This is a genomic window from Enterococcus sp. AZ196, assembly GCF_050498845.1.
Taxonomy (GTDB): domain Bacteria; phylum Bacillota; class Bacilli; order Lactobacillales; family Enterococcaceae; genus Enterococcus_A; species Enterococcus_A murrayae.
In genome coordinates, this window is the sequence record NZ_JBIPAM010000002.1 from 1,112,574 (window position 1) to 1,138,613 (window position 26,040).

Below are 26,040 nucleotides of genomic sequence, written 5' to 3' on the forward strand. Positions count from 1 at the left end.
TGGTTAAATCAGCTTCCCTAACTCTCTTTATAATAACATATTTTGAGGGTGATTTCAAGATTGTCTTTCTGACAGGATTGTGCTATTAAGTCTTTGAAAGAGGAGGGGAAGCCAATGGCACGATTTGATTTGACGTTATTTAACCAGTTTTTGACGCAGCAAGAAGCCAGTCCGCGGGCAGTGATCAATCAGGAGCTTCAAGCAAAACATAAGAACTTTCAATTGTCCGTAGCGGATTTTTCTGAGATTGCTGAGGAACGAAACCAGCTTTTTATGGAGCATCATCTGCTTGATTTTAGCTGGCAGAATACGCATACTATTGCCTACTTTTTAGTATCTGAGCCGCTTTTCTATAAAAGTGACTACCTAGAGCATCTCAGCGTCTGCCAAGCAATCTTTTATTATTTGCGAGCGCATCATTCAGGTCAGATGACTGATCAGGAGATTCTAGAAGAAATCCAAGAGCGCTATCAAGAGTACCAGGGAGATCTAGAAATGCTGCAGGGCTCATTTGAAGATTTTCCAGATTGGGAGGAAAAGTGATGAAAAACGAATTATTCGATCCGGCATTCTACCCCTTTTTTATGGAGAAGCTGCAAGCGCGGTTAAGCGGCACAAGTGTCATACCTATCGATCAGGCGGAAAGAATCCAGCAGTCCATCGAATTTGTATTAGCCAATGGTGAGGAGGGGAGTCTGCCACAGCGTTTTATGCAGGGCCAAGAACGGTTACGGCGTCGACTAAGAAACCTCCAAAATCTTTACCAAGAAATTCAGGATAACTATCAAAGCTTTGGAATCGAATCCTTAGAGGAAAGCTTAAATGAGATCGGAAATTTCTTCTCGACCTATGATATTGAGTACGCTGCCGCAGAAGTGGATCAGGCATTTCTAGATTATCAGCTTGCTGAGGCTGTACCAACTGATTTTGTGGGAATCGATTTTTATGAACGTTATCTGCATAATCTGGCAGCTGAGACTTTCTTCATCAAGAATATTCCTGAAGCTCACATACACGAGCTTCTAAATGTCTATCAGCAGGAATTAGGCTTTGACTATCGCAAAGATGTGAATAATCTTTTTGACATTGTCTTTAAGCAAATGATCGGCAAACTGCTTTTGGGGAAAAAGACCATCCATACACTCGTGCTAAATCAGATCGAAGCGCACTATGTTTTAAGAAAAATCAAAACTCAAAAAACCTTTCCTGAGCTGGAGCTTCTTTTTCAGCAAAATGATTATTACAGACGTGTGTTCCTTCGATTTCAAGTAATGATCCGTCAGCTACTCGAGCCTGAGAGCGCCGTTCACTTCTTCGTGATAGAGCAGACTAAGAAGAAGCAATTAGAATTGCCCTCCACGATGGCAACTAGTGCCTTTAATCAGTTACTGGAAGCCTATTCTGTGGCGGATGAGCAGGAGAAGCTTCGGCTAATTACGAGTGAAATTTCCGCTCCAGCAGATTTTGAAGAATACTTGGAAATCACTGAAGAAAGCTCAGAGTTTTACAAAAGTCTTTTTGAAAACTTGAATAAAGATTTTATAAAGACTCTTTTGTTGTATTTAGCGAATAAATATGGATTTGAAAATCATGCGGAAACCATTGGTACAAAGGGGGATTCTAATATTTTGAGTCTTTTTAAAGTTTATATAAAATCTTTAGGAAAAGAAGAAAGTGATTGTCTTTTTGATACTATTAATGAGTATCAACTAGTTCCTCACGATTTTTCCTAGTGTGTTTTTGACAGGTAAATACGTCATAATTAATAAATTCCCTAATAATTTGCTCGACCAGTTTTGTTCCTAAAATGGAAAGTTATGAAATTATTGCGCAAAAACCTGTTAAATGACCAACTTCTGGTAACCAAAAATAATGCTGATCGTTATTTCATGAGCAGTATTCAAGGGATTTGGGCGTTTTTCCATTACTTTGTAGGCAAATAGCAAACAGCTTTTTGTTTAGGAGGAAATGGAAATGAGTACCTATTTAAAATTTATTGTAATCGCCGCACTTTTTGTTACCACTGGGGCAGCATCTGTATTGGCAGACTCGCAGGCGAGTTCACCAAGTACAACGGATCAAACATCAGTGAAAGAAACGGCAACGAAGGAAACGAAAAAATCTGAAGCTGCAACGAAAAAGTCAACTGAAGCTTCAACGGCAGCTTCAGTGAGTCAATCAAGCTCAACTGCAACAAGTGAATCAAGCCAGGCTCCTGTGGCCTCTTCAACTACGGAGACAGCCCCAGCAGCAGAGGCGGCAGTTCCAGCCGAAACAAACAGCCGGCCTGAACCAACGATAAATGAGGAAGAACCGACAAATGAAGCACCGGCACCGGAAGAAACACAAAACGCAGCTAAGCCGGCGCCAACTGCTATTCAGCCAGATCAATTAGAGATCAATGGACAATTTATTCCTTACGCTAACGCTGGTCAAGGGAGCGGGCAAGCAACGATTGATGCCAATCCAAACCAAGTAGCAACGTGGGGAGGAGCAACTGTCCAATCAGGAAATGATGGAGCAAATACTCATTTCATCGGTCACAATCCTGGTATCTTTAATGTGTTGTTTTCATTAGGGACCGGAGCAACAGTTGAGGTATCAGACGGCTCAAATAATGTAACTTCTTATACTGTTTCACAAATTGTGACGGTAGATGATTCTGGGGTTGCCGCAGACGGCACGGATTATTGGGAACAGATAACCGGCACAGATGGCGGTGAACGGATTACTTTACAAACCTGTATCAACGACGACTACAATTTAATTGTTTTTGCCAATAAATAAAAAAATGAGCGGTACCGGAGAAGAAGAATTCTACGGTACTGCTCATTTTTATAAATTTAATACTCGCTGAGAAAAATAAATTTCTTTGGCGGTCATCATTTTTATATTGCCTAGCTTTTTCAAATGCTTGCGGGCGCCATTCTTTTGGACCGCTATGATAAGGTTCCATAAATTCTCGCGATCGGAGGCAGAAAAGAAGTTGTTCACGATCAGAACATTCTTATGATCATAGCCATCAATCGGATTGTTACTCACAACGATATCATAAGAGGCAAAGCTTTTAAAATCATCTGGTCCAGTTGAGATGACGGGTTCGTTAAAGGTGTCAACGGCCACTCGTTCATTGTAATTGGCAATCAAAAAGTCCTGCAGCATCTCCGCATGCTTACGTCCTAAATCACTAACGACCAAAATGGAAACCTTTTGGCGTAGTTTTTCTAAATGTATAGGCAGGTGAGTCCATTCCTTCATTAATAAGAAAAAGACATTATTCAAACGAATATCTGTCCAAAGCTCTGGTGACTTCTTCTCGATATCCTTTAAATGGATCTTCACGATAGCGGAGAAAATCGGATAAACCAACTGAATCTCTCGAGCAAATTTTTGATGTTTATCAAACAGCATGATCTGGCGATAAGGATAAAAATTGTACTCTACATACCAGGACATCATCTCCTGCATGATTTTCCGTTTATCATCACGGTCTAACGGGTATTCGATCGCTTGGGAGATATTCTTTAAAAAGATATCGATTTTATTATTTATCCGAACGATCTGTTCTGGATTATCCCAGTTATAAAACTCATGGAAAACTGTTCGGCTGATCTCCTTGTACCACTTCTTCGGCAAGGTAAAGTCTGTGTCAGCCAACAGATGCTCCGCAAAGGGCCGGCTGAAATCCATGACCTTATCGATCGTGTCATCTTCTTCGGCATAGACGCTTTCCGGCAAATAAAACCCTTGGTGCATTCGATTCAATGTCACCATAAACAGATAGGCGGCCTCTTGAATCTCGCGATCGTCTAAAGAGACATCAAAATCGGTCGAGGTACGCATAATGAAGCAAGTCGTATCTTCGTGATTTAATGTAAAAGGCCATTGATTGACAGCATAGGCTTCAGTAAAATATTGCTGGTAAAAGAAGCGAACCCAGCGTTCATCAGGTCCAACGACTCGAAATGGAGACCGTTCCAGCTGCAGACCGCGCCGCTTCAAAAAGTCTTCCAGCGCATTGACCATCCGATAAAAGGACGCTTCGCTCATAAACAGTTCATTGATCCAGTAATCGGCGTCTTGATTGGACTCATACAGCATCTTTTCCAAAAATTGAAATTCAAGAGATTCGTGATAGATCTTTCCATAGACATTTCCAAGTTTATTTGAGGTGATGTTGTTGAGACGTACCCCTTGGAATTTGGAATATTCAATGTAGATGTAGTCACCCCAAAACTCATTGATAAAATCAATGTCAGATAGAAGTGTTTTTACTGAGCAGTCGACAGTTTTCGCTGCTTCTTTGATATCACACCAAGCCGGAAGCTGATCCAAAAATTCAACGAACTGGATTCGTCGATAAGTAGAGGAGTTAAGTAGCTGTTTCATATTTGACTCCTTTCAAAATAATTAATTCTGATTATAATTTTACCGATTTTCTTCAAAAAAAGCGAGCTATTTAGCTATATAATAAGATAAATTGTCAAAAATAAAGAACTATTTCGCGTATTTTCCAGCTGACTGCTATGGTATGATAGAAAAAAAGAAGGAGCTAAATCAACATGATCAAATTACAAAAAACAGCAGCACCCCAACTAGATGAAACTATCCTGCCGGTTCAATTGACTGATGAGACGATGGCAGTTCGTAAAAGCAATTTATTGAAAAAAATGCAGGCCGAAAACTTCGATGCCGTCGTGATATACGCCGACTTGGAGCATGGCGGTAATTTTGAGTATTTCACCGGATTTGTTCCGCGTTTTGAAGAAGCGCTGCTCGTTCTTCATCAAACAGGTGAGGTCTACATGGTTTTAGGCAATGAGAATCTGAACAAGGTGCCATTTGCACGAATGGAAGCAAAAGCGGTTCATATGCCGCATCTTTCATTGCCGAACCAACCAATGGAAACCACGCTGAGTGTTCCAGAAATTTTGAAACAAACAGGTTTGGACAGGGCAGCTTCCATTGGTTTGATTGGGTGGAAAAACTTTACTAGCCAGCAAGAAGAAAATGCCGTGCTTTATGATTTGCCTTACTTTTTAGTTGATGGACTAAAACAGGCTGCCCCTCAAGCGAATTATAAAAATGCTGCCTATTTAATGATTGGGGAAAATGGTCTGCGTACCACCAATACAGCTAATGAAATTGCCCACTACGAATTTGGGGCTATGATTGCTGGAAACTGCATCTTAAAGGCCATGGATCAACTGGACATAGGTAAGAGCGAGATGGAGATCGGTGCGTATTTAAATGATTTTGGCCAAACAACAAGTGTTGTGACAATCATGGCGACGGGCGCTCGTTTTGAGAAGGCCAACCTATATCCGACCGGGAAAAAAATTCAGCTAGGTGATCGAATTTCTATGACCAGCGGCTATAAAGGCGGTCTGCAAAGCCGCGGCGGCTATGCCGTAACTGCCAGCGAAGAATTACCTGAGGCTGAAAGGGATTATTTAGATCGAGTAGCTAAGCCTTATTTTAACGCAGTCAAGACTTGGCTGGAAACGATCACTACTAATATGGCTGGGGCGACTTTGTACAATAAAATCGAAGAAGTTTTGCCAAAAGCGCATTATGGCTGGCATTTGAACCCAGGCCACCTGTGCGCCGATGAAGAATGGCTGGCATCGCCGATTTATCCTGATTCAAAGGAAAAAATCACCAGCGGAATGATCTTCCAATTTGATATCATTCCTTCGGTTCCAGGTTATTCTGGTGCGAGCTGTGAGGGCGGCGTTGTTTTGGCCGACGAGGATCTGCGAGCGTCTATCCAAACAGAATATCCAGAGATGTGGGCTCGGATGCAGGCCCGCCGCAGCTATTTAATAAAAGAAATCGGCATCGAATTAAGTGAAGAAGTGTTACCGATGAGCAATGCGACGGCATATTATCGCCCATTTTTCTTAAATAAGGAAGCCGCGTTGACTGCTAAATAATAGCCAGCAAAGATAAAGTCTTTCTGAAAATAACTTAACAAAATGAAAGCCAAACGGTCATTTTCCTATCGATGATGATAGCCAATGACCGTTTGGCTTTAACTTTATTTTTGCTGGTTTAAGCTTTCACCCAATTATTTTGCATGATATGCTAGAAGATGAGGGGGGATGTCAGATGATCGAAAGCCGACTATTGCAAATTCTTTTTATCTTATTAGAGAAGGGCTCGGTTACAGCTCCAGAACTGGCTGAGAAATTCGAAGTCTCCGCCCGAACGATTTATCGAGACATTGACGCATTAAGTGCTGCCGGAATTCCAGTCTATGCAGTCAGGGGAAAAGGCGGCGGTATTTTCATTCAGGAAAATTATGTTTTAGACAGGACATTGTTTTCTGATACAGAGCAAAGAGAAATTTTGCTGGCACTTCAAAGTCTGACTCTTACAGCGGGTTCTGAGACAAGCCCGCTAGTTTCAAAGCTCAGTATGCTTTTTAAAAAGGAGCAGCTTGATTGGATGGAGATTGATTTTTCAGATTGGACTGGTCTGCGGACGCATCTTTTTGATGAGCTCCAGCGGGCGATTCTTTCTAAAAAAGTCATTCAAATAAGCTATCTTAGCAGCAAAGGACAATTTACTGAACGAGAGCTGGAGCCTTTAAAATTGGTTTTTCGAGACAAGGCCTGGTATCTCTACGCCTTTTGCCGTTTAAGAGACGAGTGCCGCTTACTTAAAATCACTAGAATGCGGGATTTACGAGTGTTTTCGGAAGTGTTTCATCGAGAGATACCTAAAAAAGTCTTCGCTGAAAAGCAAGCACCGCCAGAAAAAATAATTGAGTTGACGCTTGCGTTTGATTCGGGCGCTGCCTATCGCGTACAGGAAGAATTTGACAACATCGTACAAAAAGAGGATGGAACCTCGATTGTTGTGATTCGCTTTCCTGATGATGAATCAACGATGAACTATCTATTTTCATTTGGGGATCATTTGGAAATCTTAGCCCCACAAGATTATCGCGAAAAAATGGCTGATCGGATCGAGCAGCTGTTAAACAAATATAGAACTTGACAGGTGATGACGAGTTTTACTTGCTAAACTGGCACTAAAGGAGGCGTTTTAAATGAAACCAATACTGAAGGACCAAACAGAATTTCCCACCATTGAGAACCTAGCCAAGCATCTATCAGTGGAAAATCTAAGTCTTTATCAACAGCTTTTAGAGGAATTGCATAACCATTCCTTCAAAGAAGATTGGAATTACTACAAGGATGGCAATAACTGGCTAAGTAAAATACTATTTAAAAAGAAGAATCTCGGCTGGCTATCGATTTGGGAGACAGGTGTAAAAGTGACGGTTTATTTCGGTGAAAGAGTATGGCCGCAGCTTGTTGCAAACGACTTGTTCCACCAGCTTGAAGCAAATGAAGCATCTATTCATAAAACTGGTAAATTAACGGCCGTTTTGCTTCCACTTAAAAACGAAGAAAGCTTGCAAACAGCTGTTAAGCTGATTAATTTCAAGAAAAATATCAAATGAGAACATGCTTGAAGTGCTGAAAGTTCCAAATGTTGGAGCAGCTTTAGTACTTCAAGCATGTTTTTGTTGAACAAAAGAGTAATTGTTGATTTTTTATTCTCAAAGTCTAACGAAAGGGTTCCTTTATGGTTTGAGAATAATGTTAGTTTTTCTCAAACCATAAAAGAGCTTAAAAGAAAGAGCTGATCAAACCACGAATGCGTTAAAACTAGATTATTATTGATCTTTTTTTATTTTTTATGATCAGTGTGAGAACTTTTTTAAAGCGTCAGCATTTTTTAGTTAAAGCTGATAAGACATAAAGTAAATTTAATTGATGAACAACTAAGCAGCAACAATAATGATGAAGGATCAACATAAACTATCAGAAACTGCGATCAGCGAATTGGTTATACGATCATGAGTATCTAAACGATTACGAAGCGACGTTTGACAGCAAATCAAGGCTGAATATAGTCAATAAGTCATCATACACGAATGCAGCGGTGATCGATCATGCTAATTACAGGCTTTTTTGCTAGTAATTGAAAGCATAGATGATTCGATGATTGGCAGCGGATAATCATTGATTTTATACTCGAAGGCGATCGCCAACAAGAAATCATGTTTTCGTAACAATATCTATTTTCCCGAAAGCATGATTTTTTTACTGTGCACAGCACTAAAAAAGCGACATTTACAAGCGGTAATTTCAGAATATTTTCAGAGTGAATTTTCATCAACAGCAACGATTCGCTCACGATTCAAGCCAAAAAGGTTTCGAAATTAATTGAACCAACGTGTGTAAAGATGTTGGTTTATCAAGGATTTGCTAAGACATTTCAAATGAATTTCCATAGTTAGATGAAGTTTATGTGCAACAATTGATTATGAATTTCTTAGATTGAAAAATACTTTGAGTCTTTTTTTGTTACTGTCTCCCCCTTTTTCGTATTTTGATATTTGTTATTTTATAACTTTGGTAGTATATTTAAAGCTTTATAGAAAGAACCATTTTTCAGCAATAGTTAATATTTTTACTAACCCTACTCCCTTCGCGTTTATCTATATTCATGTTATTTTACGCTTGACTAATTGGTATATGCCAATTATAATAGATTTAGAGGATCATCCCCCTCTCCCATCAATTAATGAAAGGACTGAATCGAATGAGTCGAGAATTACTAAGAGAACGTTATGAAAAAGAATTTGAAAAATTGCCAGACTTCATCCAAAAATATCTGTTGTATTTAGAAGCCATCCCCCGTTCGACTAATACTTTATACGAGTACTCAAAAGAATATCGCCGATTTCTTACCTGGCTCACTTCTGAAAGAATCATTTCTGTGAATGCTATTTCAGAGATCTGCTTGGAAGATTTTGAACGGCTGAATAAAGATAAAATCGTTTTATATAAGTCCTTTTTGAATCAATCACCAAAACGAACCTTTGAAGGCAAACTAGAAAATGAGCTTTCTCAATCCCCCTTGAGCGAAAGAAATACGCATCGACTAAAAGTAACGGTTCAACGAAGCATCACTGCTCTTCGTTCCCTCTTTAAGTATTTAGCAAATGAAGAGGTTGAGGAATTTGACGAACAGACAGGCGAATATATCATTCGTCCCATGCTTCGAAGAAATATCATGGTCAATATTGAAAATGGCGGTGTCGATGCTTCCGATGCGGTAAGAAAAGACAAAATTGAAAAGATGCTGTATTTAGATTCAGATGCGATTGATTTTGTTGAATTTGTTTATGAGGGCTACGGGAATAATGTAACCTCACGCCAGGCCAAAACAGCCTATGAAAAAAATCGAATCAGAGATACGGCTATCTTAGCGTTGTTCCTTGGATCGGGCATTCGTTTATCTGAACTAGTCAATACGAACGTTAGTGACCTTAATTATGAAGGATTGTACATTCAGGTCCAACGTAAAGGCGACACAATGGATCATGCGATGATCTCTCCTATCTTTATTGATTACATCCAGGAGTATATCGATCAGCGGAAGGTTCTCTATAATGCAGATGACTCTGTAGCGGCGCTGTTTTTGACTAAACACAAGAATATGGCTAAACGAATGGAAGGCGGTTCGATCGAAAAGATGATCGACAAGTACTCCACTGCTTTTGGCAAACGGACAACGCCACACAAGCTGCGGCACAGTGTGGGCACGATGGCTTTTAGAAAGACCAAAAATCTGAAAACTGTCAGCGAGATTCTAGGACAGCGCGGTACCTCGGCAACAGAGATTTATACTCATATCGTCAAAAAGGAAAAACGTTCTGTCATTGATGATTTGTGGACATAAAAATAAGGAGGACATTCTAAACGAGAGTGTCCTCCTTATTTTTATTAGTGGGTAATCAAATCCATTGGATGCGGTCCTGCGACTCCTACAAAAATGAAGCGTTCGTCTCCGGTATTTTTCATACCATGCTGCTCTCCTGGGCGTGAAATAATCAGGTCGCCTTTCGTAATTTCGATTTCTTCCCCAAAGCCTGGATAAAAGGTTCCTGTTCCTTGGACACAGATCCACAGATCGTCAGATGTCGTATGAGAATGATTAAAAACAGTTTGACCAGGCTCTAAACACCATAAAGCACCAGCTGTTTTTTCGGTTTCGTAAAAGAAGCTTTTCTTTCCCTCTGCTGGATCAAAACAAGCGACTTCAGCTATTTTAAACAGTCTTTCCTCAATTTTTGATTTTGACATACTACTCATCCTTCCTTAAAGCGCCTTCATTGTTTGATAAAAACGAAATAATTGTTCTGCTGTTTGTTGGATACTCTCAGTTGTGACGGCAGGCTGTAAAAGCTCCTCTTCTGTTCCAATACGATGAATGATCGAAAAGAAAGCATCGATCCCATGGTCGTTGCATTGATAGGCATCATCGGATGTACTGCCTGCAATCACGATTAATGGTTTGTTGTACTTTTGAGTGATCTTCGCCAAGGAGGATGGGACCTTTCCCATAACCGATTGCGCATCAAGCCGACCTTCCCCTGTTATCACGAGATCGCAGGCCTCGATCTTCTCTTCAAAGTGTTTTTCCTTGGCCAATAGCTGGAAACCTGGTGTAATCTTCCCGTTTAAATAAGCCAGAATCGCAAAACCCAGTCCGCCTGCTGCACCAGCACCGGCGATTTGAGAAAATTCCTGTTTCAAATATTCCTTCGTAATAGTAGAAAAGTGCTGCAGCAAAGCATCAAACTTTGCTATATCCGCTGATCTGACTCCTTTTTGAGGACCATAGACGGCTGTAGCACCATGCTTTCCCCACAAGGGATTCGTCACGTCACTAGCGATAGTAAAATGACAATCTGCCAATTCCTTTGGTACCATAGAATCATCAACGGTCTCAATGTGTTCTATTTCACAAACGCTTCGAGGAATTGCCTCGCCATTTTTCTTTAAGAAGCGATACCCTAGTGCCTGCAGCATTCCCAGACCGCCATCATTTGTAGCACTGCCGCCTAAACCAATTAAAAAGTGTCTATGACCTGTTTTGATCAGCTTTCTCAGCAGCTCTCCCAAGCCATAGCTGGTGGCCAGCCAAGGATCTAAGTCTGCTTTTTTGACTAAAGTGATTCCTGAGGTTTCCGCAACTTCGAGGATTGCTAGATTGTTTAATAGCCCATATCGCGCATTCACTTTTTTTTCGAATGGTCCAGTGACTTCTGCTGTTTCGATGGAGCCTGAAGTACCGGTGATGAATGCTTCGACCGTTCCTTCTCCACCATCGGCTACGGGTAAAATCTCGATAGCCTGAGAGTGCCTCATTCCCAGCTGGATTCCTTTTTTTACGGCAGTGCCAGCTTCCAATGAGCTGGCGCTGCCTTTGAAGGAGTCCATCGCGATTACTATTTTCATAACGATGCTCCTTTCGTTATCGTCTAGTTAACAACATTTACAGGTGTCCCTTGTTGAAATTTTTCAACGTTTTCTACAGCGATAGCCATCAGACGAGCGCGTGCTTCACGAGATGCCCAGGCCATATGAGGCGTGATGATGATGTTTTTAGCCTGCAGCAACGGATTGTCCTTCTTAATTGGTTCAGTAGAAACGACATCGACCGCAGCACCGCCAACTTTTCCGCTGTTCAACGCATCGCGTAAATCCGCCTCATTGATCAATTGACCGCGAGAATCATTGACGATGTAGACACCATCCTTCATCTTAGCGATATTTTCTTGATTGATTAGACCTTCTGTTTCCGGGAATAATGGGCAATGCAGGGAAATCATGTCTGATTCCTTAAATAATTGATCCAGCTCCACCATTTTTGCTTCTGTCAACGTCTTCTGAGTTTTCCCTCGATCATTAGCAAGAACATTCATGCCAAGCGCCTGGGCGATCGTGCCTACTTTTTGTCCAATTCGGCCATAACCGATGATCCCAATGGTTTTCCCCGCTAATTCCATTTGCGGCGAGTTCCAATAACACCAATCGGCATTATTGGTCCAATCTCCAGCGTGAACCGTATTGGAATGATCGCCGATGCGGTGACACAGTTCCAAAAGCAAGGCGATCGCATATTGAGCGACACCGTCTGTTCCGTATGTCGGAATATTTGTCACGGTGATTCCTTTCGCTTTAGCAGTATCCACATCCACAACATTGTAGCCAGTTGCTAAGACACCGATATATTTAACGCTTGCTGCTTGTTCAATGATTTCTTTGGTCATTTGAACTTTATTGACTAAAACAATCTCCGCATCCCCGATTCGCTCAAGAACTTGCTCTTGAGGGGTGCGATCATAAACGGTCAACTCTCCTAAGCGGCCCAGTGCCTCCCAGCTCAAATCTCCCGGATTTTCTGTATAGCCGTCTAATACAACAATTTTCATAAGAACCTTCCCTTTCTCTCTACTCTTCTAGTAATGCCCAAGCCCGCTCGATGACCCGCTTCGTGTTAGCAACAATAATATCCCCATCCTCGTCTGGTCTTGGCTGGACTTCAAAGGACAGAACCATCGGCGCCTTCGCATCTAAGAAACCCTCGTCCTTCAGTACTTGGAAGAAGTCTAGTAATTCTGGCACATCATTTGCGCTGTTTGGGTAGCCAAAGCGTGGATGCAGATCACCATAAGCCTCGCAGCCTTCTTTGACGACATTGTTGCCAATGTGCAAATGAGTGATGTAGGGCTTCGTACACTGAATCACAAATTTACTTGTTTCATAAGTCGTTGGGAAGTGGGATAAATCCACGATCAACCCAAAATTATTATGGGTCAAGCAAATATCTGCCGCAAATTGTGCTGCCAACGGTGCTGGCCCAATCAATGAACACTTATCCATATCATAGTCGAAGATCTCCAGCTCGATCATCATGTCCTTTTTCGCGGCATAGTCGCAAAGATTACGTGTGGTCTTCAGTAATTGTTGATAGGCTTCTTCTTTTGTCGCAGGCTCCCACTTTCCAGAAAGGAAGGCGATTCCTTTTGCGCCTAAGTATTCCGCTTCATCGATCGCTTCTAACAACGTTTCTTCAGCCTTCAGCCGCTCCGCTTCATCGATCGCATTTGGATTCAAGCCCGGCCCCAGCAAGCGCGGCTGCGCGCCATAACACACGCGCATATGACTTTGCGCCAAAATATCCCGCGCGTTTTCACGTCCCTTGTCCTCTTTTACCTGGGTCATTTCGATCGCATTAAAATACGGGTCACTGGCTACCTTCGTTAGTGTATCTAACAACGGGTACTTTTGCGGTGGATAGCTCATCCATTGAATCAGTCCCATATCAAAATATTTATGAATGCTTTCTCTCACTCTTCTTCACTCGCTTTCTTTTTTTGTTGTTTTCTTGTAGATGAGGGCAAATTAAACAAATGATTTTACATTGTCCAAAGCATTTCCCATATCACACAATTGCTCAGGCTTGCAAATCGCGTCGATGACGTATGTTTTACCAGACCCCTTCGCCCGCTGAATCGCGCCCTTTAGTTCATCAGGTGTAAATACGCGTTCGCCAACACAGCCGAAGCCTTCAGCGACCTTCACATAATCCATCGTGCCGTCTTGGTTATACGGCATGTCTACAGCGTATTCAAAGCCGTAAGCACCCTTTTGATTTTGACGAATTAAGCCGAGATATGCGTTGTTGACGATGATTACGATGATCGGCTTCTTAAAAGCGGCTGCTACGGCAATTTCTTCCCCCATGAAAGTAAAGCCGAAATCACCTAAAACAGTCACTGATTGTGCTTGTGGATCGGCAACCTTCGCTCCAAATGCTGCTGGGACTTCATATCCTAACGTGCCAGCTCCGCCTGATGGCAGGTAGCGGCGAGAACGATTGATTTTTTGTAATTGTCCGCTCCAGATTTGAGTAATGCCGCAGCCGGCAGTAAACATCGTAGCGTCATCAAAGGCAGCATTCATCTCGTGGAACACTCGATGCGGCATCATTGGGCTGCTGTCAAAGTCTGTTTTACGAGCTAATTCATTTCTGACTGCTGGCAGGTCTGCAGCTCTTTGAGGATTGATTGGGTGTATCTCCCGGGCTTTTGCCTCCGCGATCAAAGCAGTTAATGCTTCTTTGGCGTCAGAGACAATTCCTAATTCAGGGTCAAATACTTTTCCAATCTGTCCTTGTTCAATATCAATATGGATAAATTGACGACCTTCACGGTACACAGCCAAATTACCAGTGTGGCGGTCAGTAAAGCGATTGCCGATACCTACCACTAAGTCAGAGTCTAAGAAATATTTATTGCCGATCGGCTGTCCTACTTGAATACCGGCATGACCTGCATTTAGCGGATGTTCCTCTGGCAATCCGCCCTTAGCCATATAAGTAGTGATTACGGGGATTTCCAATAACTCCGCAAATTCGATCAATTCTTTTTCTGCGTGGGATAGGATCACGCCGCCGCCCATAATGATGATCGGAGCTTGGGCTTTTTGGATCATATCTACGGCTTTTTGAATATCAGCCGTTTCTGGTTTCACGCACTCTTTTTTTGCCGGTTGGTAGCTGTTGATGTCAAAGTCGATTTCTGCCTGCTGGATATCTAAAGGCAGATCCAGTAAAACAGGGCCTGGCTTGCCATTGCGCATCAGATAGAAGGCTTCCTGCATAATCTCAGGGATTTTTTCCGCGTCCAGCACACAGAAAACTTTCTTACAAACCGTTTTAGCGATGCTCTCCATATCCACACATTGGAAGGCATCCTGTTTCATTTGCCAGCTATTGGCTTGTCCTGTGATTGCTAATACTGGAATAGAATCAATATGAGCAGTGTATAGGCCAGTGACAAAGTTGGTTGCTCCAGGACCTGACGTACAAAGTGCGGCACTGATTTTGTGAGAAGCACGATAATAGCCATCTGCCGCATGCATACAGGCCTCCTCATGGCGCATGCAAAAGTGTTCGATCGGCGCCTCCTCTAGATATTTGTAGACGGGATTGATCCCTGCTCCGGGGATACCAAATGCATCGGTGATTCCTTCCTTTACCATAATCTGAACGATCGCATCTGCTGCTTTCATATTCATTCCTTCTTCCTGTGTTTATTTCACTATGTGATATTGCGTTTCACTTTATTGCATGTTACCATGTGAGCAATAGGCGGACAATGTAAACGGTGTATTTTTGTCACTCGAAAAATCGATTTGTTCAGATTGGACAAAAGATACCTCTTAATAATATTTAGAAGGAGCTTCTAACATGGAAGAAAAGCAACTCAAAATCAATCACTCTGTTCAAAAGGTGTTTGCGATTATTGAAATTATGACGGCAGCTAAGAGCCCAATGACGTTAAATGATATTTCAAAGCAAACCACTATTCCAAAAGCTACGGCTTCACGACTGCTCTATACTTTGATGACTCTGGGCTACGTGCAGCAGAATCCTAAAACAGCGGATTACTCTTTGAGCTTAAAATTCAAGCTACTAACCAACAGTACAACGATCAATCACGATATCGTTTCGCTGGTTCGGCCGTATATGCAGCAAATTTCAAGTGAATTAAATGAGGCAACTTGTTTGTCGCTTTGTGACAAGCAAGAGCTGGTCTATATTGAATCGATCGACAGTCAGGACAATCTGTTGAACGTTACACAAAAAATCGGAAAACGTGCGCCCCTATACTGTACCGGTGCGGGAAAACTCTATCTGAGTAAAATGTCTGAAGAAGAGTTGGAGCACTATTTAGCTCAGACTCAATTAGTGCCCTTGACCAATCAAACGATAGTCACTGAGAAGGCGTTGAAAAAGGAACTGCTTAAAGTCAGAGAACAAGGCTTTTCTATTGATGATGAGGAATGTGAGCTGGGGGTGAGATGTGTTGCGATACCGTTAATGGATCAGCAGCAGACGCTCCTTGCTACGCTTAGTGTGTCAATGCCTGCCATTCGTGCTAGTCGAGAGAAAACCAATCAAACAGTTGAAGTTTTAAAAAATGCGACCAGAAATTTTTGTCTATAGCCATTTTAGTCAATCGTCGGACGAAACCAATCAAAACAATAGGAGAAAACTATGACGTCAATAAAAGAAATTCTTCAGACTCCGCGCTTTTCTGAGCTATCCGTGCTAAATAAGCATGCTGATCTGGAACGACCATTGGACACGATCGAAATTTTTGAAACACCAGACATTTCCTATTACATACAAAAAAATGCCTTGCTAGTGACGACTGCGATGGCCTTTGGTGAGGATACGGATGGGTTATGTGATTTGGTTCGTTCCCTCGCAAATGTTCCCTCCGCCGGATTAGCGATTAAGCTTGGACGCTACTTAACTGAAATTGATGCCAGAGTGTTGGCAGTCGCTGATGAATTGAATTTTCCAATTTTACAAATACCGGTCAGCCTGCAATTGGGAGATATTTCTCATAAGCTGCTTAGCTTTCTCTGGCATGATCAGACTGAACAAATCTTTTTTGCTTTAGAGATCCAGCAAAAGTTTGTCAATTTGATGATTCGCGGGGCTTCGGTCGATACATTAGTAAAAGAGCTTAGTTCTATGATCAGGCAATCGGTCCTGCTGATTGATCCATTTGGCGAGATCATCAGCACTCACATGCCCTATTCCAATCTAGCTGCATTAAAAACGCAAAAAACGACTTTTTTAAATAAGGTCCGTGAATGCCAAAAAGAAAGACGCGGCGAACATCTTTTAGTAGATTCAGAGCAGGGAAAAATGCTGATCAATATTTTTCCACTCAGTTCAGACCGTTATTTGCCTTATATGCTGGTGATTTTTGATCCAGACGAGCTGCCCTACCCCTTCTCTCAATTTGCAATCCAGCAATCCTTGACCGTGTTAACATTGGCTCTTTATAAGGAGCAGACATTGTTAAATGAAAAAAGAGCAGAGCGGCGGAGCTTTTTGACCTACCTTCTAAATCGAAAGACAGCTTCTCAAGACACCGATTGGTTAGAATATAAGCGTCATTTTCCTAATCTAAACTCTAATTATTATCGTGTAGTCTACATCGAATCCTTTGTTCCAAAAGAACGGCACTTTTACGCGAAAGAGCTGGATGCACTGACCTATGATTACTTATATTTGCGAGTGGAAGATAAGTACAAAAGTATTATGCTGTTTCCGACCGAACAGTTGAATCAGTGGGTTTTTATTGTTCAACAAAAAACGGAGATCCTGCCGATTTTGGAAGATATCCATAAGCAATTATTCGAATTGTTCGGGGTATATGCACGATTCGGTATTGGCGATCCAGTAAATAATATTGATCTTCTCCACTTCTCCTATGCAGAAAGCAAACAAGCTTTAGAAGAATCTGAGGATAAAACCGCGTTTGTTTCTTACAACAAAATACAGGGGATTAAACGAATTACGGAAAATGTTTCTAATGAGGATATGCGGTACTTTTGTGTTTCGATTTTGAAAAACTTGGCCTATCCAGAGAACGAACAGGACGTGGAATTGAGAAGAACCTTGATGACGTATCTCGATATGCAATGTGAGATAACAAAAACAGCTGAACTCCTGTTTATCCATCGCAACACAGTAAAATACCGCATCAAAAAATGCGAAGAGCTGTTGAATACCAGCATCAATGAGCCCGAATTTTCGCTTCAATTGCGGGTAGCACTTTTCTTATCTGAGCCGGATTCTAATTAAAATGGACTGCTAAATAGAGTACTAGATTGCGGATGGTTAGCCCACAGTCTAGTACTCTATTTAGTTCGATTATTTTTAACACGCTGACTCAGTAATTTCTGATTTTTCTTCTTTCCCCTGACAAATTCTATTAATTAAATAGAATACCAGCGTACCAGCAAAGATGATCCCAATTGCCAAATAAAAGGCATAAACCTTTGTGCCAGTAGCATCAGAAATCAATCCAGTTACTGATGGAACGATCACTGAAGCAGACATCCCAAAAAAATTAAAAACGCCATAAGTAGTGGCGATGCTCTTTTTCGGTGCGAATTGTCCTAACCATGAAATAATAATTGGTTCTACCGCCAATTTGCCCAAAAAGCCATACGCCATTATTCCAATGATCAACAAAGACTGATTGGATGTTGTGATCGTCATAAATAGGACGCACGCAGCTAATAGCTCAAGCAGGATGATAATTGTTGTCTTTTTATGAGGAATTTTGTCAGCCATTCGACTAAAAAAAAGTGCTCCTGGTATTGCTGTAAAAAATACTAAGGAAGATGCGACCCCAATCGCCGTTCCCTGAAACCCCCGTTCTGTTTCTAAAAAGTTAGGAAGCCAGGTATCGATTAAATAATAGGTGTACAAGGTTGAGAAATATAAAACATAGGCTGCAATCATTGGCAGTTTAAATAAATCTTTGATAGAATTTTTTGATTTTTCATTGTTGTTTTTCTCTGGTCTAGTGTTCTTTTCTTTCTCACGAATCCATTTCTTAAAGACGACCAACATTACTACGATTAAAAGTGCAGTAATGAATAATAAAAATTGCCATGGCAAAATGCCCTCGCCAACTAAAAAGCTTGAAGAAATCAATCCTAATCCGCTACCAACTGCTGTTCCGCTATTTACAATGGCTGTGGCCAAGCTTTTTTTATTTGTAGGTACATACTCAGTGGTTAGAGAATAGGCTACTCCGTAGTAGGTACCGCACCCTAACCCAGCTAAGATACTGCCAATAAAGACGGTTGACAAGCTGGAGGCGGTCCCAACAATTAGGGTGCCTACTCCAAAAAGCAGAAAACCTGGAATCAGGATGCGTTTTTTGCCAAAACGATCTACAAGAATCCCAGAAGGAATTTGCATACTCACGTATCCTAAGAAGTAGAAACTTGAAATAGTACCTAGTTCTGAATCAGTTGCTCCACCAAAATAATCGCTAATAATCGGATAAATCGGCGTTAAAACCATTCGGTAAATCCAAATCACAATCCATCCTGCGGTCAAGACAAAGATAATTTGCTTCCAATAGGGAGCTCGTTTTTTTATAACTGGTTGTTCCATTTTTACGTCCTCCCTTAAATCAAAAATCTCGATGGACTGTACTTTATTGCAGCACAGTCCATCGAATTTGCTGATGGCTATTTTTTAATAAATGCACCTGGAAATTCTGAGGTAACGCCATCTGTTTGACTGTAAATTGATTCGCCGCGTAAAATTGTTTGAACGACTTGCGCACCAATTTCACGTCCGATGTATGGACTGATTTTATTGCGATATTCTAAATCTTCAGCTTTTAACGTATATGGCGCATTTGGTTTGATCAATACGAAGTCCGCATCTTTTCCAATACTAATGCGGCCTTTAGAATCTAAGTCATAGCGATCAGCTGGGTTTGTCGCAATAATATCAGCAAACATCTTCAAGCTCATGCCGCGTTTTTGAACCCCTTCGTCATACATAACATCCACATTATTTTGAACACCTGAAATTCCGCCCCAAGCTTCAAAGGCATTTTCTTTGTCCTTCAAGTCAGGCGTACAAGGAGAATGATCCGATGTTACAAATGCGATTTCGCCTGATAATACTTTGTCCCACATTGCTTTGCGTGTTTCCAGATCACGGATTGGCGGCGAGCATTTCACCACTGGTCCGATGGCATCCAATTCATCAGTGTGGAAGTATAGGTAGTGAGTACATGTCTCACACGTTACGTCGACTCCTTCTGCACGCGCTTTCGTTACTTCCTCTACACCTTCAGGACAAGCAACATGACAGATATGGATGCGGCAGCCTGTTTCTTTCGCTAAAAGAATCGCACGACGAATCGGCTCTACTTCTGTAAAGACTGGACGGCTTTCCACATAAGCTTTCAAGGTCGTTTCACCATTTTTATAAGCAATTTCGCCTAATTTGTCTGTGATCGCTGCATTTTCTGCATGGATCGCCAGTACTTTGCCTGTTTTGGCAATTTGTTTCATTCCTTCATATAAAGAATAGTCATCGACATTCATGAAATCGCCATCGATTGTACGGTCTCCGCATGTCGCCATGAAGCATTTGTATGCGGCAACTCCCCCATCGTTTAACTCTTGAATCCCACCCTTAAGATTTAAAGGTGTCAATCCTCCGAATGACGCAACGTCTGAACGCAGCTTGTTGTTACCTGCTTCGTACTTGATTTTCAAGCTTTCGGCATCTGTAGTAGCAGGGACTTGATTTAAAGGCATTTCCATAAACGAAGTCACACCGCCTTTGGCACAAGAAGCAGTTCCAGTGACATAGCCTTCCCACTCATCGCGATAGCCGCCTCCAGGATCGGTGATATGGACATGAGCATCTACCATTCCCGGACTAACGACTAATCCAGAAGCATCAATAACTTTGTCGCCTTCTAGTCCTTTTCCAATGGCAGCAATAACCCCATCTTTGACTGCGACATCTGTTTCAACTTCTCCGCTTTCCAAAATTACTAGACCATTCTTAATAACTAAATCGTGACTCATTCTTTTACTTCCTCTCTGTATATAGTTTTTTTAATCAAAGACTTCCTCGGTATTATCCTCAGAGCCTAATTTCTTCAAAACATAGTAAATAGCAAATGCACAAGAGAAACCAACTAACCAAGAAACATTAGAAATCGCCTGCAATGCTGGGATAAATTGTCCGCTAAGTGAAATCAGCAAAGCGATGATTGTCGCAATATAGGCTTGGCGATTCAAGCCGCGATAACTATTTTTTGAATTGTCGGCCTTTGGATCAATATAAAGCGCATCCAAATTAATGGTTTGCTTTTTGATAAAGAAGTAGTGGGCGATCATTACTCCAGCCACCGGTCCTAACACAGCGCCGATTGAATTTAAGAATATAAAAATACTGTCCGCATTTTCCATTAACTTCCAAGGCATGATCACGTAGCTTATCACACTCGCAATAATAACCCCTTTTTTATAATCGACTTTTTTAGGGAACAAAGCAGAAAGCTGATACGCTGCCGGAATAATATTACCCGTTGCATTTGTTGAGATAGTCGTTAACAAAAAGACAGTCATAGCAATAATAATTGCAGGGAAATTATCCCAACGATCAACGATGTTCAACACATTCCATTCCTGAATCCCATAATGGATAGATCCGCCAATCAGAATTGCTACACTGGAGAAAGCAAAGATCAAATAGGCAACAAGCAAGCTGGCCATTTGTCCAACTGTCTGATCGCGAGTGGACTTCGCATTTTGCGTAAAGTCGGAAACACTGGCTCCTGGTGCTGCCCAAACGGCCAACACCGAATTGATGATCATAAAATACGCGAAAATCGGATTGATACTCTGTGTTGCTCCGCTAGTATCGAAAGCTAAGATAGCTCCCACACCACCAGCAGCACGAATCGCCCAGATCGCCATTCCGCCAAATACAATGTAGATCAGCGGACTTAAAATTGCCGTAAATTTATTTAGAATATTTCCGCCGCCAAGACCGATCAGCATGTTGAGTGCCCAGAAAAGAGTAAAGGCAATCAAACCCGGAAGGCCAATTCCAAAGAAGCTGGTTGAACCGCCGATGGCTAAAAAGCCAGGCCAGATTTTTCCAATCAATACTAAAAGTGCTAACGAACCTGTATAATTTTGTAAACCAAACCAAGCGATCGCCGCGACACAGCCTCTTAGAAAGCCGGGTAATTTCGCACCGACATCTCCATAAGTCGAACGTAGATGGATAGCAAATGGAATTCCGTATTTCGATCCTGCTCGTCCATTCATTGTCATAAATAAAGACACAACAAGAGCGCTAACGACTAAAGCCATCATGACGTTGATTGGAGATAGCCCTAAAAATAGAAATCCTCCAACTGCTGTATAATTGGGAATGTTGTGAACAGATCCCATCCAGAGAGTAAAATAATTTTTCGTTCCCATGTTCCGCTTCTCTGGTGTCTTAGGCAGCATGTCATCGTTGTAGCCGCGTTCTTTAAAGCGAGCGACTTCTTCTTCTGAAACCTGATAATCCGTATTTTCCACTATTGCGCCTCCTTTTTTTCTTTTGAGCTTACCCATTTCTTATAACCTATTGTAAGCGTTTTAGTTAAAGTGTTCATTGGATGTAAGTACAAAAATCTGTACTGCCAATTGTTCAAAATGAACAACTAAAATACTCTTGTCAGATTATTGATAATTCCTCGTTTATCGATTGTTTGACTAGTGTTAAAAATCCGCTGATTATTTAGTGATATGCATTAAATAATCAGCGGATTTCTATTTAAAAACGATGGAGATAGCACGTAATTTCTAGGATCAACTTATTTACTCAATTCCGAATAACTTTTTGTCCCATTAAATATTTCTAGATTCAGTTCGTTTTCATCACTCGCTATAATCATAGCAACTAGAACGTCAATATCTACGTTCAACAAGGTTCTAAACACGCCAGAAAACCAATCGATTCCAGCTAACAAAGCGATACTTTCTGTTGGCAGACCTAACATTGGCATTACGGTTGCCAATGCTACAAGGCCTCCACCGGGAACGACGACTGTGCCTAAACAAGCTAAAGTAGAAAGTAAGATTGCCTGTGTTAGTTGACCAATACTAAGTTCGATTTTGAAAAACTGAGCAAAAGTTACGATGGATAAAGATAAATACATGGCTAACCCATTACTGTTCAAGCTCATTCCTAAAGGCATTACTAATTTATTGATGCGGTCACCAATTCCTAATTTTTCTCTCCCATCTTCGATTTTGATTGGTAAAGAAACAGCTGAAGAGGTCGTAGTGACAGCAATCATTGTGATTCTCCAAATGTTTTTGATTAGACGAGGAACACTTACCTTACAATAAACGCCAGTTATCAGAAACCAGATCAACAAGTATAAGACTGCAGCGACACCAAAGGTCAATAAAAATTTCATCAATGTTCCTAAAACGCCAATACCTATATCTCCGACTACTGCAGTAATCAAACTAAAAATACCAATTGGTGCAAGTTTCATAATCATTGTAACCATTTTTAAAACAACATTATTGAAGTTCGATATCCAATCTAAAATATGTGTATTGCTTTCATCACTTTTTACCATACTTAAGGCCAAGCCGAACATGAGAGAGAAAACAATCACTTGAATCATATTCGCCTCTGCCATTGCGGTGACAATATTTTGTGGAATAAACCCTAAAATTACTTCTTGCAGCCCACCATCATTGACTGCAAAATCGCTGACACCAGAAAGTGTGTGGGTTAAACCAACACCTGGTTTAAATACTAAACCAAATACGATTCCTATACCCGCAGCTAGAATGGTTGATCCCATGAACCACAAAATTAATCTCAAACCTATCTTTCGTAATTCTTTAATTTCTAACCCACCAACAGCTTCTATTACCGAGCCCATAATCAAGATTACTACCGACATTTGAATTAAGCGTAAAAACAAATCACCAATAATTTTGATTCCTACAATATTCTTTTGAAAAATTGCACCTAGTATGATTCCTAGGACCATTGCTATCATAATTTGATTCGTTAAGCTTATTTTCCGAAGTGCTCTCATTAAATTACCTCGCTCTCTTATATAGAAGGAAATCGCTGCATAGCTATTTAGCTTTTTTTAAGTTAGATAGTAGAAATAGGAGTGATCCAGCCACTAAAAGAACGATCGCAATATAGAATCCCATAACTTTGGAGCCTGTAGCATCAGAAATCGATCCAGTTAAGGTAGGAGCAATCACCGATGACATCATCCCGAAGAAATTGAACACCCCTAAAGTAGTTCCAATTCCAACTTGCGGTGCATTTTCTCCTAACCAAGAAATAATGATTGGTTCAACCGCTAGCTTACCTAGAAAACCATATAAAATCAAAGCGATCATCAAAAAGGTCGATGTCGAAGATTGTACAGTGATCAACAGCATTACTGCTGCCAGGATTTCTAAAATAACAATGAATCGTACTTTTCTGTCCATATATTTATCCGCTAGCCGGCTAAAGAATAATGCTCCAGGAATTGATGCGAACGCTACCAAAGATGAAGAAAAACCAATAGCTGCGCCTTGAAATCCACGTTCTGTTCCTAAAAAATTTGGCAGCCAAGTGACTGTCATGTAATAAGCATAGCAGGTAGCAAAATAAAGTATATAGGTAAATAGCATTGCTGGCGATAGTAAAGACTTCATTGAAACGGCTTCTTTAGGTTTTTCTTCTACTTTTTCTTTCGGTTTATTGAACGCTACATCATCTTTATTACTACGAATAACAAGACTGAATGCCCCCAGCATTACTAGCGTTAATCCGATTGAAATGTACATCATTACCTGCCATGGAAGGCCCAACTGAACAACCAGATAACTGGAAAGAATCATTCCCAGACCAGAACCGACTGCAGAACCGCTATTTACGATTGCTGTAGAGAAGCTCTTCTTATCTGCTGGAATATTCTGGGAAGTAAGAGAGTATGCCGATCCGTAGAAAGATCCGCAACCAATCCCTGCTATGAAGCTGCCAATATAGATCATTGAGATAGTTGATGCTTGAGAAATGATAAATGCGGCCAAAGCAAAAAATATAAAGCCGGGAATAAGTACTTTCTTTTTCCCAATTCTATCAACTAAAAAACCAGCAGGAATCTGCATAATTACATAACCTAAGAAGTAGAAGCTTGAAATCGATCCTAAAGCGGTATCAGAAACATTTCCTCCTAATGACGCATTGATTTGTGGATAGACTGGTGATAATGCTGAGCGATAAATCCAAATCGATACCCAGCCAGAGCAAAGCAAAACAATAATCTTCTTCCAGTACTCCATGCCGGCCCGTTCTTTATTCATTTCCATCATTCTTCCTCCGTATACATTCATTTATTAGTATAAAATAGGCAATGGATGCCTTTTCATTGCCTATTTCCATTGTAAAATTTATATAGATTAGATACATTGACAATTGAAACAAATGTTTAAAAAAATTTGTGCAAATTAACCAATTTATTCGGAGTGAATTGGTTATCCTTCATAAATCTGCAACGCTGCTTTTACTGCTTCCCCTTTATTGACAGTCGCGCCATAATAAATTAATGCAGATTCCAATGCGCCTAAAACCTGAAGAACATTTTCTCGACGGCTGCTGTAGCCCATGTTTCCAATCCGCCAAACTTTTCCCTTCAAGTCACCGAAGGAAGATGCAATTTCAACACCAAATACTTCCAGCAGCATATTACGGATCGCTTCCCCATCATCTGCTCCTTCAGGAATTAAAATGGGGGTCACCGTCGGCATTTTTGTATCCAAATTGCCATAGAAACCCAAGCCCATAGCTCTGATACCTGCCACGATCGCTTGGTCATTTAATTGATGACGTGCCCAGACGTTTTCAATCCCTTCATTGATCATTGTCCGCAGCCCTTCATGCAGCGCATAAATCATACTAGTTGCTTCAGTGTGGTGGTTGATCCGCTCAGAATTCCAATAGCGCTGCAGCTGACTCAAATCTAAATAATTGCTGCTGATGTGATTGTCATTGCGATCCACTTTGCTTAATCCTAATTCTTTTTGGTAGCGACTGGTCAGAACCTTTTCCACCCGATCATTGTATGTGACTAAAGACATACCAGATGGTACACTGACACATTTTTGAGTACCGCCAATTGCGATGTCGACATACCAATCATCGACAAAAATCGGTACCCCGCCATAGGTTGCAACCATATCGACCACAAAGAAAATATCTCTTTCTCGGCAGGCAGCTCCGATCTGATCTAGAGTCTGCATTTGCCCATTCGCAGTTTCGCCATGCACCATCGTAACGATTTTCGGCTGAAATTCATCGATTGCTTGAATGATCTCCTTCTGATCAAAGGGCTCTGACCAATCCTTTTCTAAATATTTGACCTCTGCTTTGGCCCGCTCGCAAATCTCACCTAATAAATAAGCGAAACGGCCATAAACAGGAATTAGGACCTTATCTCCCGGTTCAATCAAAGCAATTAAAGCTGCCTCCAAACCAGAGCGCGAGGTGCCGTCAATAGCGAAAGCCTGCTCATTTTTTGTTCCAAACGGTATCTTGATCATCTCCTTTACGTCATCCATGATCGTCAAAAAGGCTGGATCAAACTGACCTAGAATAGTTGAGCTCATCACCCTTAAAACATTCGGGTGTGCTTCAACGGGTCCTGGTGTCATAATCGTTCGGCTTGGTATTACTAATTCTGAAAACATAAAAATCCCTCTTTTTCTCTTTAATTTGGTA

The 26,040-nt window shown here is 41.2% G+C and carries 21 protein-coding genes; 9 read left to right on the forward strand and 12 right to left on the reverse strand.

All coding sequences use genetic code 11. The features are described 5' to 3' along the window. The first annotated feature begins 114 nt into the window (after positions 1 to 114). The 3 genes from IGI67_RS23005 (at position 115) to IGI67_RS23015 (ending at position 2,787) form a co-directional block, all read left to right on the forward strand. Positions 115 to 543 (forward strand): DUF6323 family protein, encoded by a 429-nt coding sequence (locus IGI67_RS23005; RefSeq protein WP_429959465.1) that lies wholly within the window; start codon positions 115 to 117, stop codon positions 541 to 543. After that, on the forward strand, positions 543 to 1,733 hold the full coding sequence (locus IGI67_RS23010) for a DUF6179 domain-containing protein (RefSeq protein ID WP_429959466.1): 1,191 nt from the start codon (positions 543 to 545) through the stop codon (positions 1,731 to 1,733). The genes IGI67_RS23005 and IGI67_RS23010 overlap by 1 nt, the downstream gene beginning before the upstream one ends. A gap of 241 nt (positions 1,734 to 1,974) precedes the next feature. Next, positions 1,975 to 2,787 carry a class F sortase gene (locus IGI67_RS23015; protein WP_429959467.1) on the forward strand — a complete coding sequence of 271 codons (813 nt, stop codon included), beginning with the start codon at positions 1,975 to 1,977 and terminating at the stop codon, positions 2,785 to 2,787. Positions 2,788 to 2,835: 48 nt separating this feature from the next. On the opposite strand, the gene IGI67_RS23020 is transcribed toward IGI67_RS23015, so the two are convergent. Continuing rightward, positions 2,836 to 4,389, reverse strand: a complete 1,554-nt coding sequence (locus IGI67_RS23020; protein WP_207108265.1) for a helix-turn-helix domain-containing protein — start codon at positions 4,387 to 4,389, stop codon at positions 2,836 to 2,838. 173 nt (positions 4,390 to 4,562) lie between these two features. Between IGI67_RS23020 and IGI67_RS23025 the strand changes: the two genes are divergently transcribed. The 4 genes from IGI67_RS23025 (at position 4,563) to xerS (ending at position 9,765) form a co-directional block, all read left to right on the forward strand. After that, a complete protein-coding gene (locus IGI67_RS23025; protein WP_429959468.1) occupies positions 4,563 to 5,936 on the forward strand; it encodes a Xaa-Pro aminopeptidase in 1,374 nt (457 codons plus the stop codon). Positions 5,937 to 6,111: 175 nt separating this feature from the next. Continuing rightward, positions 6,112 to 7,005, forward strand: a complete 894-nt coding sequence (locus IGI67_RS23030) for a helix-turn-helix transcriptional regulator (RefSeq protein WP_429959469.1) — start codon at positions 6,112 to 6,114, stop codon at positions 7,003 to 7,005. Positions 7,006 to 7,057: 52 nt separating this feature from the next. Then, on the forward strand, positions 7,058 to 7,474 hold the full coding sequence (locus tag IGI67_RS23035; protein ID WP_429959470.1) for a DUF3788 family protein: 417 nt from the start codon (positions 7,058 to 7,060) through the stop codon (positions 7,472 to 7,474). Between the two features lie 1,148 nt (positions 7,475 to 8,622). Then, on the forward strand, positions 8,623 to 9,765 hold the full coding sequence (xerS, locus tag IGI67_RS23040; protein ID WP_429959471.1) for a tyrosine recombinase XerS: 1,143 nt from the start codon (positions 8,623 to 8,625) through the stop codon (positions 9,763 to 9,765). A 44-nt stretch (positions 9,766 to 9,809) separates the two neighbouring features. On the opposite strand, the gene IGI67_RS23045 is transcribed toward xerS, so the two are convergent. Genes IGI67_RS23045 through IGI67_RS23065 form a run of 5 tightly spaced genes read right to left on the reverse strand, consistent with a single transcriptional unit; the run spans position 9,810 to position 14,948 of the window. Continuing rightward, positions 9,810 to 10,169 (reverse strand): cupin domain-containing protein, encoded by a 360-nt coding sequence (locus tag IGI67_RS23045; RefSeq protein WP_207108256.1) that lies wholly within the window; start codon positions 10,167 to 10,169, stop codon positions 9,810 to 9,812. A 15-nt stretch (positions 10,170 to 10,184) separates the two neighbouring features. After that, entirely contained in the window at positions 10,185 to 11,327 is a 1,143-nt protein-coding gene (locus IGI67_RS23050) for a glycerate kinase family protein (RefSeq protein WP_429959472.1), read from the reverse strand. A gap of 23 nt (positions 11,328 to 11,350) precedes the next feature. Beyond that, positions 11,351 to 12,304, reverse strand: coding sequence for a D-2-hydroxyacid dehydrogenase (locus IGI67_RS23055; RefSeq protein WP_429959473.1), 954 nt, complete (start codon positions 12,302 to 12,304; stop codon positions 11,351 to 11,353). A gap of 19 nt (positions 12,305 to 12,323) precedes the next feature. Then, the gene (locus tag IGI67_RS23060; RefSeq protein WP_429959474.1) at positions 12,324 to 13,226 is read right to left on the reverse strand and encodes a sugar phosphate isomerase/epimerase family protein; all 903 of its coding nucleotides are present in this window, start codon (positions 13,224 to 13,226) and stop codon (positions 12,324 to 12,326) included. A 51-nt stretch (positions 13,227 to 13,277) separates the two neighbouring features. After that, a complete protein-coding gene (locus IGI67_RS23065; protein ID WP_429959475.1) occupies positions 13,278 to 14,948 on the reverse strand; it encodes a thiamine pyrophosphate-dependent enzyme in 1,671 nt (556 codons plus the stop codon). A 178-nt stretch (positions 14,949 to 15,126) separates the two neighbouring features. Between IGI67_RS23065 and IGI67_RS23070 the strand changes: the two genes are divergently transcribed. Together IGI67_RS23070 and IGI67_RS23075 are read left to right on the forward strand one after the other, a co-directional pair. Beyond that, positions 15,127 to 15,885 (forward strand): IclR family transcriptional regulator, encoded by a 759-nt coding sequence (locus tag IGI67_RS23070; protein WP_429959476.1) that lies wholly within the window; start codon positions 15,127 to 15,129, stop codon positions 15,883 to 15,885. 51 nt (positions 15,886 to 15,936) lie between these two features. Then, the gene (locus IGI67_RS23075; protein WP_429959477.1) at positions 15,937 to 17,544 is read left to right on the forward strand and encodes a PucR family transcriptional regulator; all 1,608 of its coding nucleotides are present in this window, start codon (positions 15,937 to 15,939) and stop codon (positions 17,542 to 17,544) included. 75 nt (positions 17,545 to 17,619) lie between these two features. Here IGI67_RS23075 and IGI67_RS23080 read toward each other — a convergent pair whose 3' ends face one another. The 6 genes from IGI67_RS23080 to IGI67_RS23105 all read right to left on the reverse strand — a co-directional run bounded on the left by IGI67_RS23080 (position 17,620) and on the right by IGI67_RS23105 (position 26,009). Beyond that, positions 17,620 to 18,873, reverse strand: a complete 1,254-nt coding sequence (locus tag IGI67_RS23080; RefSeq protein ID WP_429959478.1) for an MFS transporter — start codon at positions 18,871 to 18,873, stop codon at positions 17,620 to 17,622. Between the two features lie 77 nt (positions 18,874 to 18,950). After that, positions 18,951 to 20,315 carry an allantoinase AllB gene (allB, locus tag IGI67_RS23085; RefSeq protein ID WP_429959479.1) on the reverse strand — a complete coding sequence of 455 codons (1,365 nt, stop codon included), beginning with the start codon at positions 20,313 to 20,315 and terminating at the stop codon, positions 18,951 to 18,953. Between the two features lie 30 nt (positions 20,316 to 20,345). Continuing rightward, positions 20,346 to 21,827: an allantoin permease gene (gene allW / locus IGI67_RS23090; protein ID WP_429959480.1), complete on the reverse strand. Its 1,482-nt coding sequence runs from the start codon at positions 21,825 to 21,827 to the stop codon at positions 20,346 to 20,348. Between the two features lie 278 nt (positions 21,828 to 22,105). Next, a complete protein-coding gene (locus tag IGI67_RS23095) occupies positions 22,106 to 23,353 on the reverse strand; it encodes a dicarboxylate/amino acid:cation symporter (protein ID WP_429959481.1) in 1,248 nt (415 codons plus the stop codon). A gap of 43 nt (positions 23,354 to 23,396) precedes the next feature. Beyond that, positions 23,397 to 24,632, reverse strand: coding sequence for an MFS transporter (locus IGI67_RS23100; protein ID WP_429959482.1), 1,236 nt, complete (start codon positions 24,630 to 24,632; stop codon positions 23,397 to 23,399). 165 nt (positions 24,633 to 24,797) lie between these two features. After that, the gene (locus IGI67_RS23105) at positions 24,798 to 26,009 is read right to left on the reverse strand and encodes a pyridoxal-phosphate-dependent aminotransferase family protein (RefSeq protein ID WP_429959483.1); all 1,212 of its coding nucleotides are present in this window, start codon (positions 26,007 to 26,009) and stop codon (positions 24,798 to 24,800) included. Positions 26,010 to 26,040: the final 31 nt, after the last annotated feature.

Bases quoted from the DNA above. Each gene is read 5' to 3' on its own strand.
- IGI67_RS23005 (WP_429959465.1), top strand. From the start codon at position 115: ATGGCACGATTTGATTTGACGTTATTTAACCAGTTTTTGACGCAGCAA.
- IGI67_RS23010 (WP_429959466.1), top strand. From the start codon at position 543: ATGAAAAACGAATTATTCGATCCGGCATTCTACCCCTTTTTTATGGAG.
- IGI67_RS23015 (WP_429959467.1), top strand. From the start codon at position 1,975: ATGAGTACCTATTTAAAATTTATTGTAATCGCCGCACTTTTTGTTACC.
- IGI67_RS23020 (WP_207108265.1), bottom strand. From the start codon at position 4,389: ATGAAACAGCTACTTAACTCCTCTACTTATCGACGAATCCAGTTCGTT.
- IGI67_RS23025 (WP_429959468.1), top strand. From the start codon at position 4,563: ATGATCAAATTACAAAAAACAGCAGCACCCCAACTAGATGAAACTATC.
- IGI67_RS23030 (WP_429959469.1), top strand. From the start codon at position 6,112: ATGATCGAAAGCCGACTATTGCAAATTCTTTTTATCTTATTAGAGAAG.
- IGI67_RS23035 (WP_429959470.1), top strand. From the start codon at position 7,058: ATGAAACCAATACTGAAGGACCAAACAGAATTTCCCACCATTGAGAAC.
- xerS (WP_429959471.1), top strand. From the start codon at position 8,623: ATGAGTCGAGAATTACTAAGAGAACGTTATGAAAAAGAATTTGAAAAA.
- IGI67_RS23045 (WP_207108256.1), bottom strand. From the start codon at position 10,169: ATGTCAAAATCAAAAATTGAGGAAAGACTGTTTAAAATAGCTGAAGTC.
- IGI67_RS23050 (WP_429959472.1), bottom strand. From the start codon at position 11,327: ATGAAAATAGTAATCGCGATGGACTCCTTCAAAGGCAGCGCCAGCTCA.
- IGI67_RS23055 (WP_429959473.1), bottom strand. From the start codon at position 12,304: ATGAAAATTGTTGTATTAGACGGCTATACAGAAAATCCGGGAGATTTG.
- IGI67_RS23065 (WP_429959475.1), bottom strand. From the start codon at position 14,948: ATGAAAGCAGCAGATGCGATCGTTCAGATTATGGTAAAGGAAGGAATC.
- IGI67_RS23070 (WP_429959476.1), top strand. From the start codon at position 15,127: ATGGAAGAAAAGCAACTCAAAATCAATCACTCTGTTCAAAAGGTGTTT.
- IGI67_RS23075 (WP_429959477.1), top strand. From the start codon at position 15,937: ATGACGTCAATAAAAGAAATTCTTCAGACTCCGCGCTTTTCTGAGCTA.
- IGI67_RS23080 (WP_429959478.1), bottom strand. From the start codon at position 18,873: ATGGAACAACCAGTTATAAAAAAACGAGCTCCCTATTGGAAGCAAATT.
- allB (WP_429959479.1), bottom strand. From the start codon at position 20,315: ATGAGTCACGATTTAGTTATTAAGAATGGTCTAGTAATTTTGGAAAGC.
- IGI67_RS23095 (WP_429959481.1), bottom strand. From the start codon at position 23,353: ATGAGAGCACTTCGGAAAATAAGCTTAACGAATCAAATTATGATAGCA.
- IGI67_RS23100 (WP_429959482.1), bottom strand. From the start codon at position 24,632: ATGGAAATGAATAAAGAACGGGCCGGCATGGAGTACTGGAAGAAGATT.
- IGI67_RS23105 (WP_429959483.1), bottom strand. From the start codon at position 26,009: ATGTTTTCAGAATTAGTAATACCAAGCCGAACGATTATGACACCAGGA.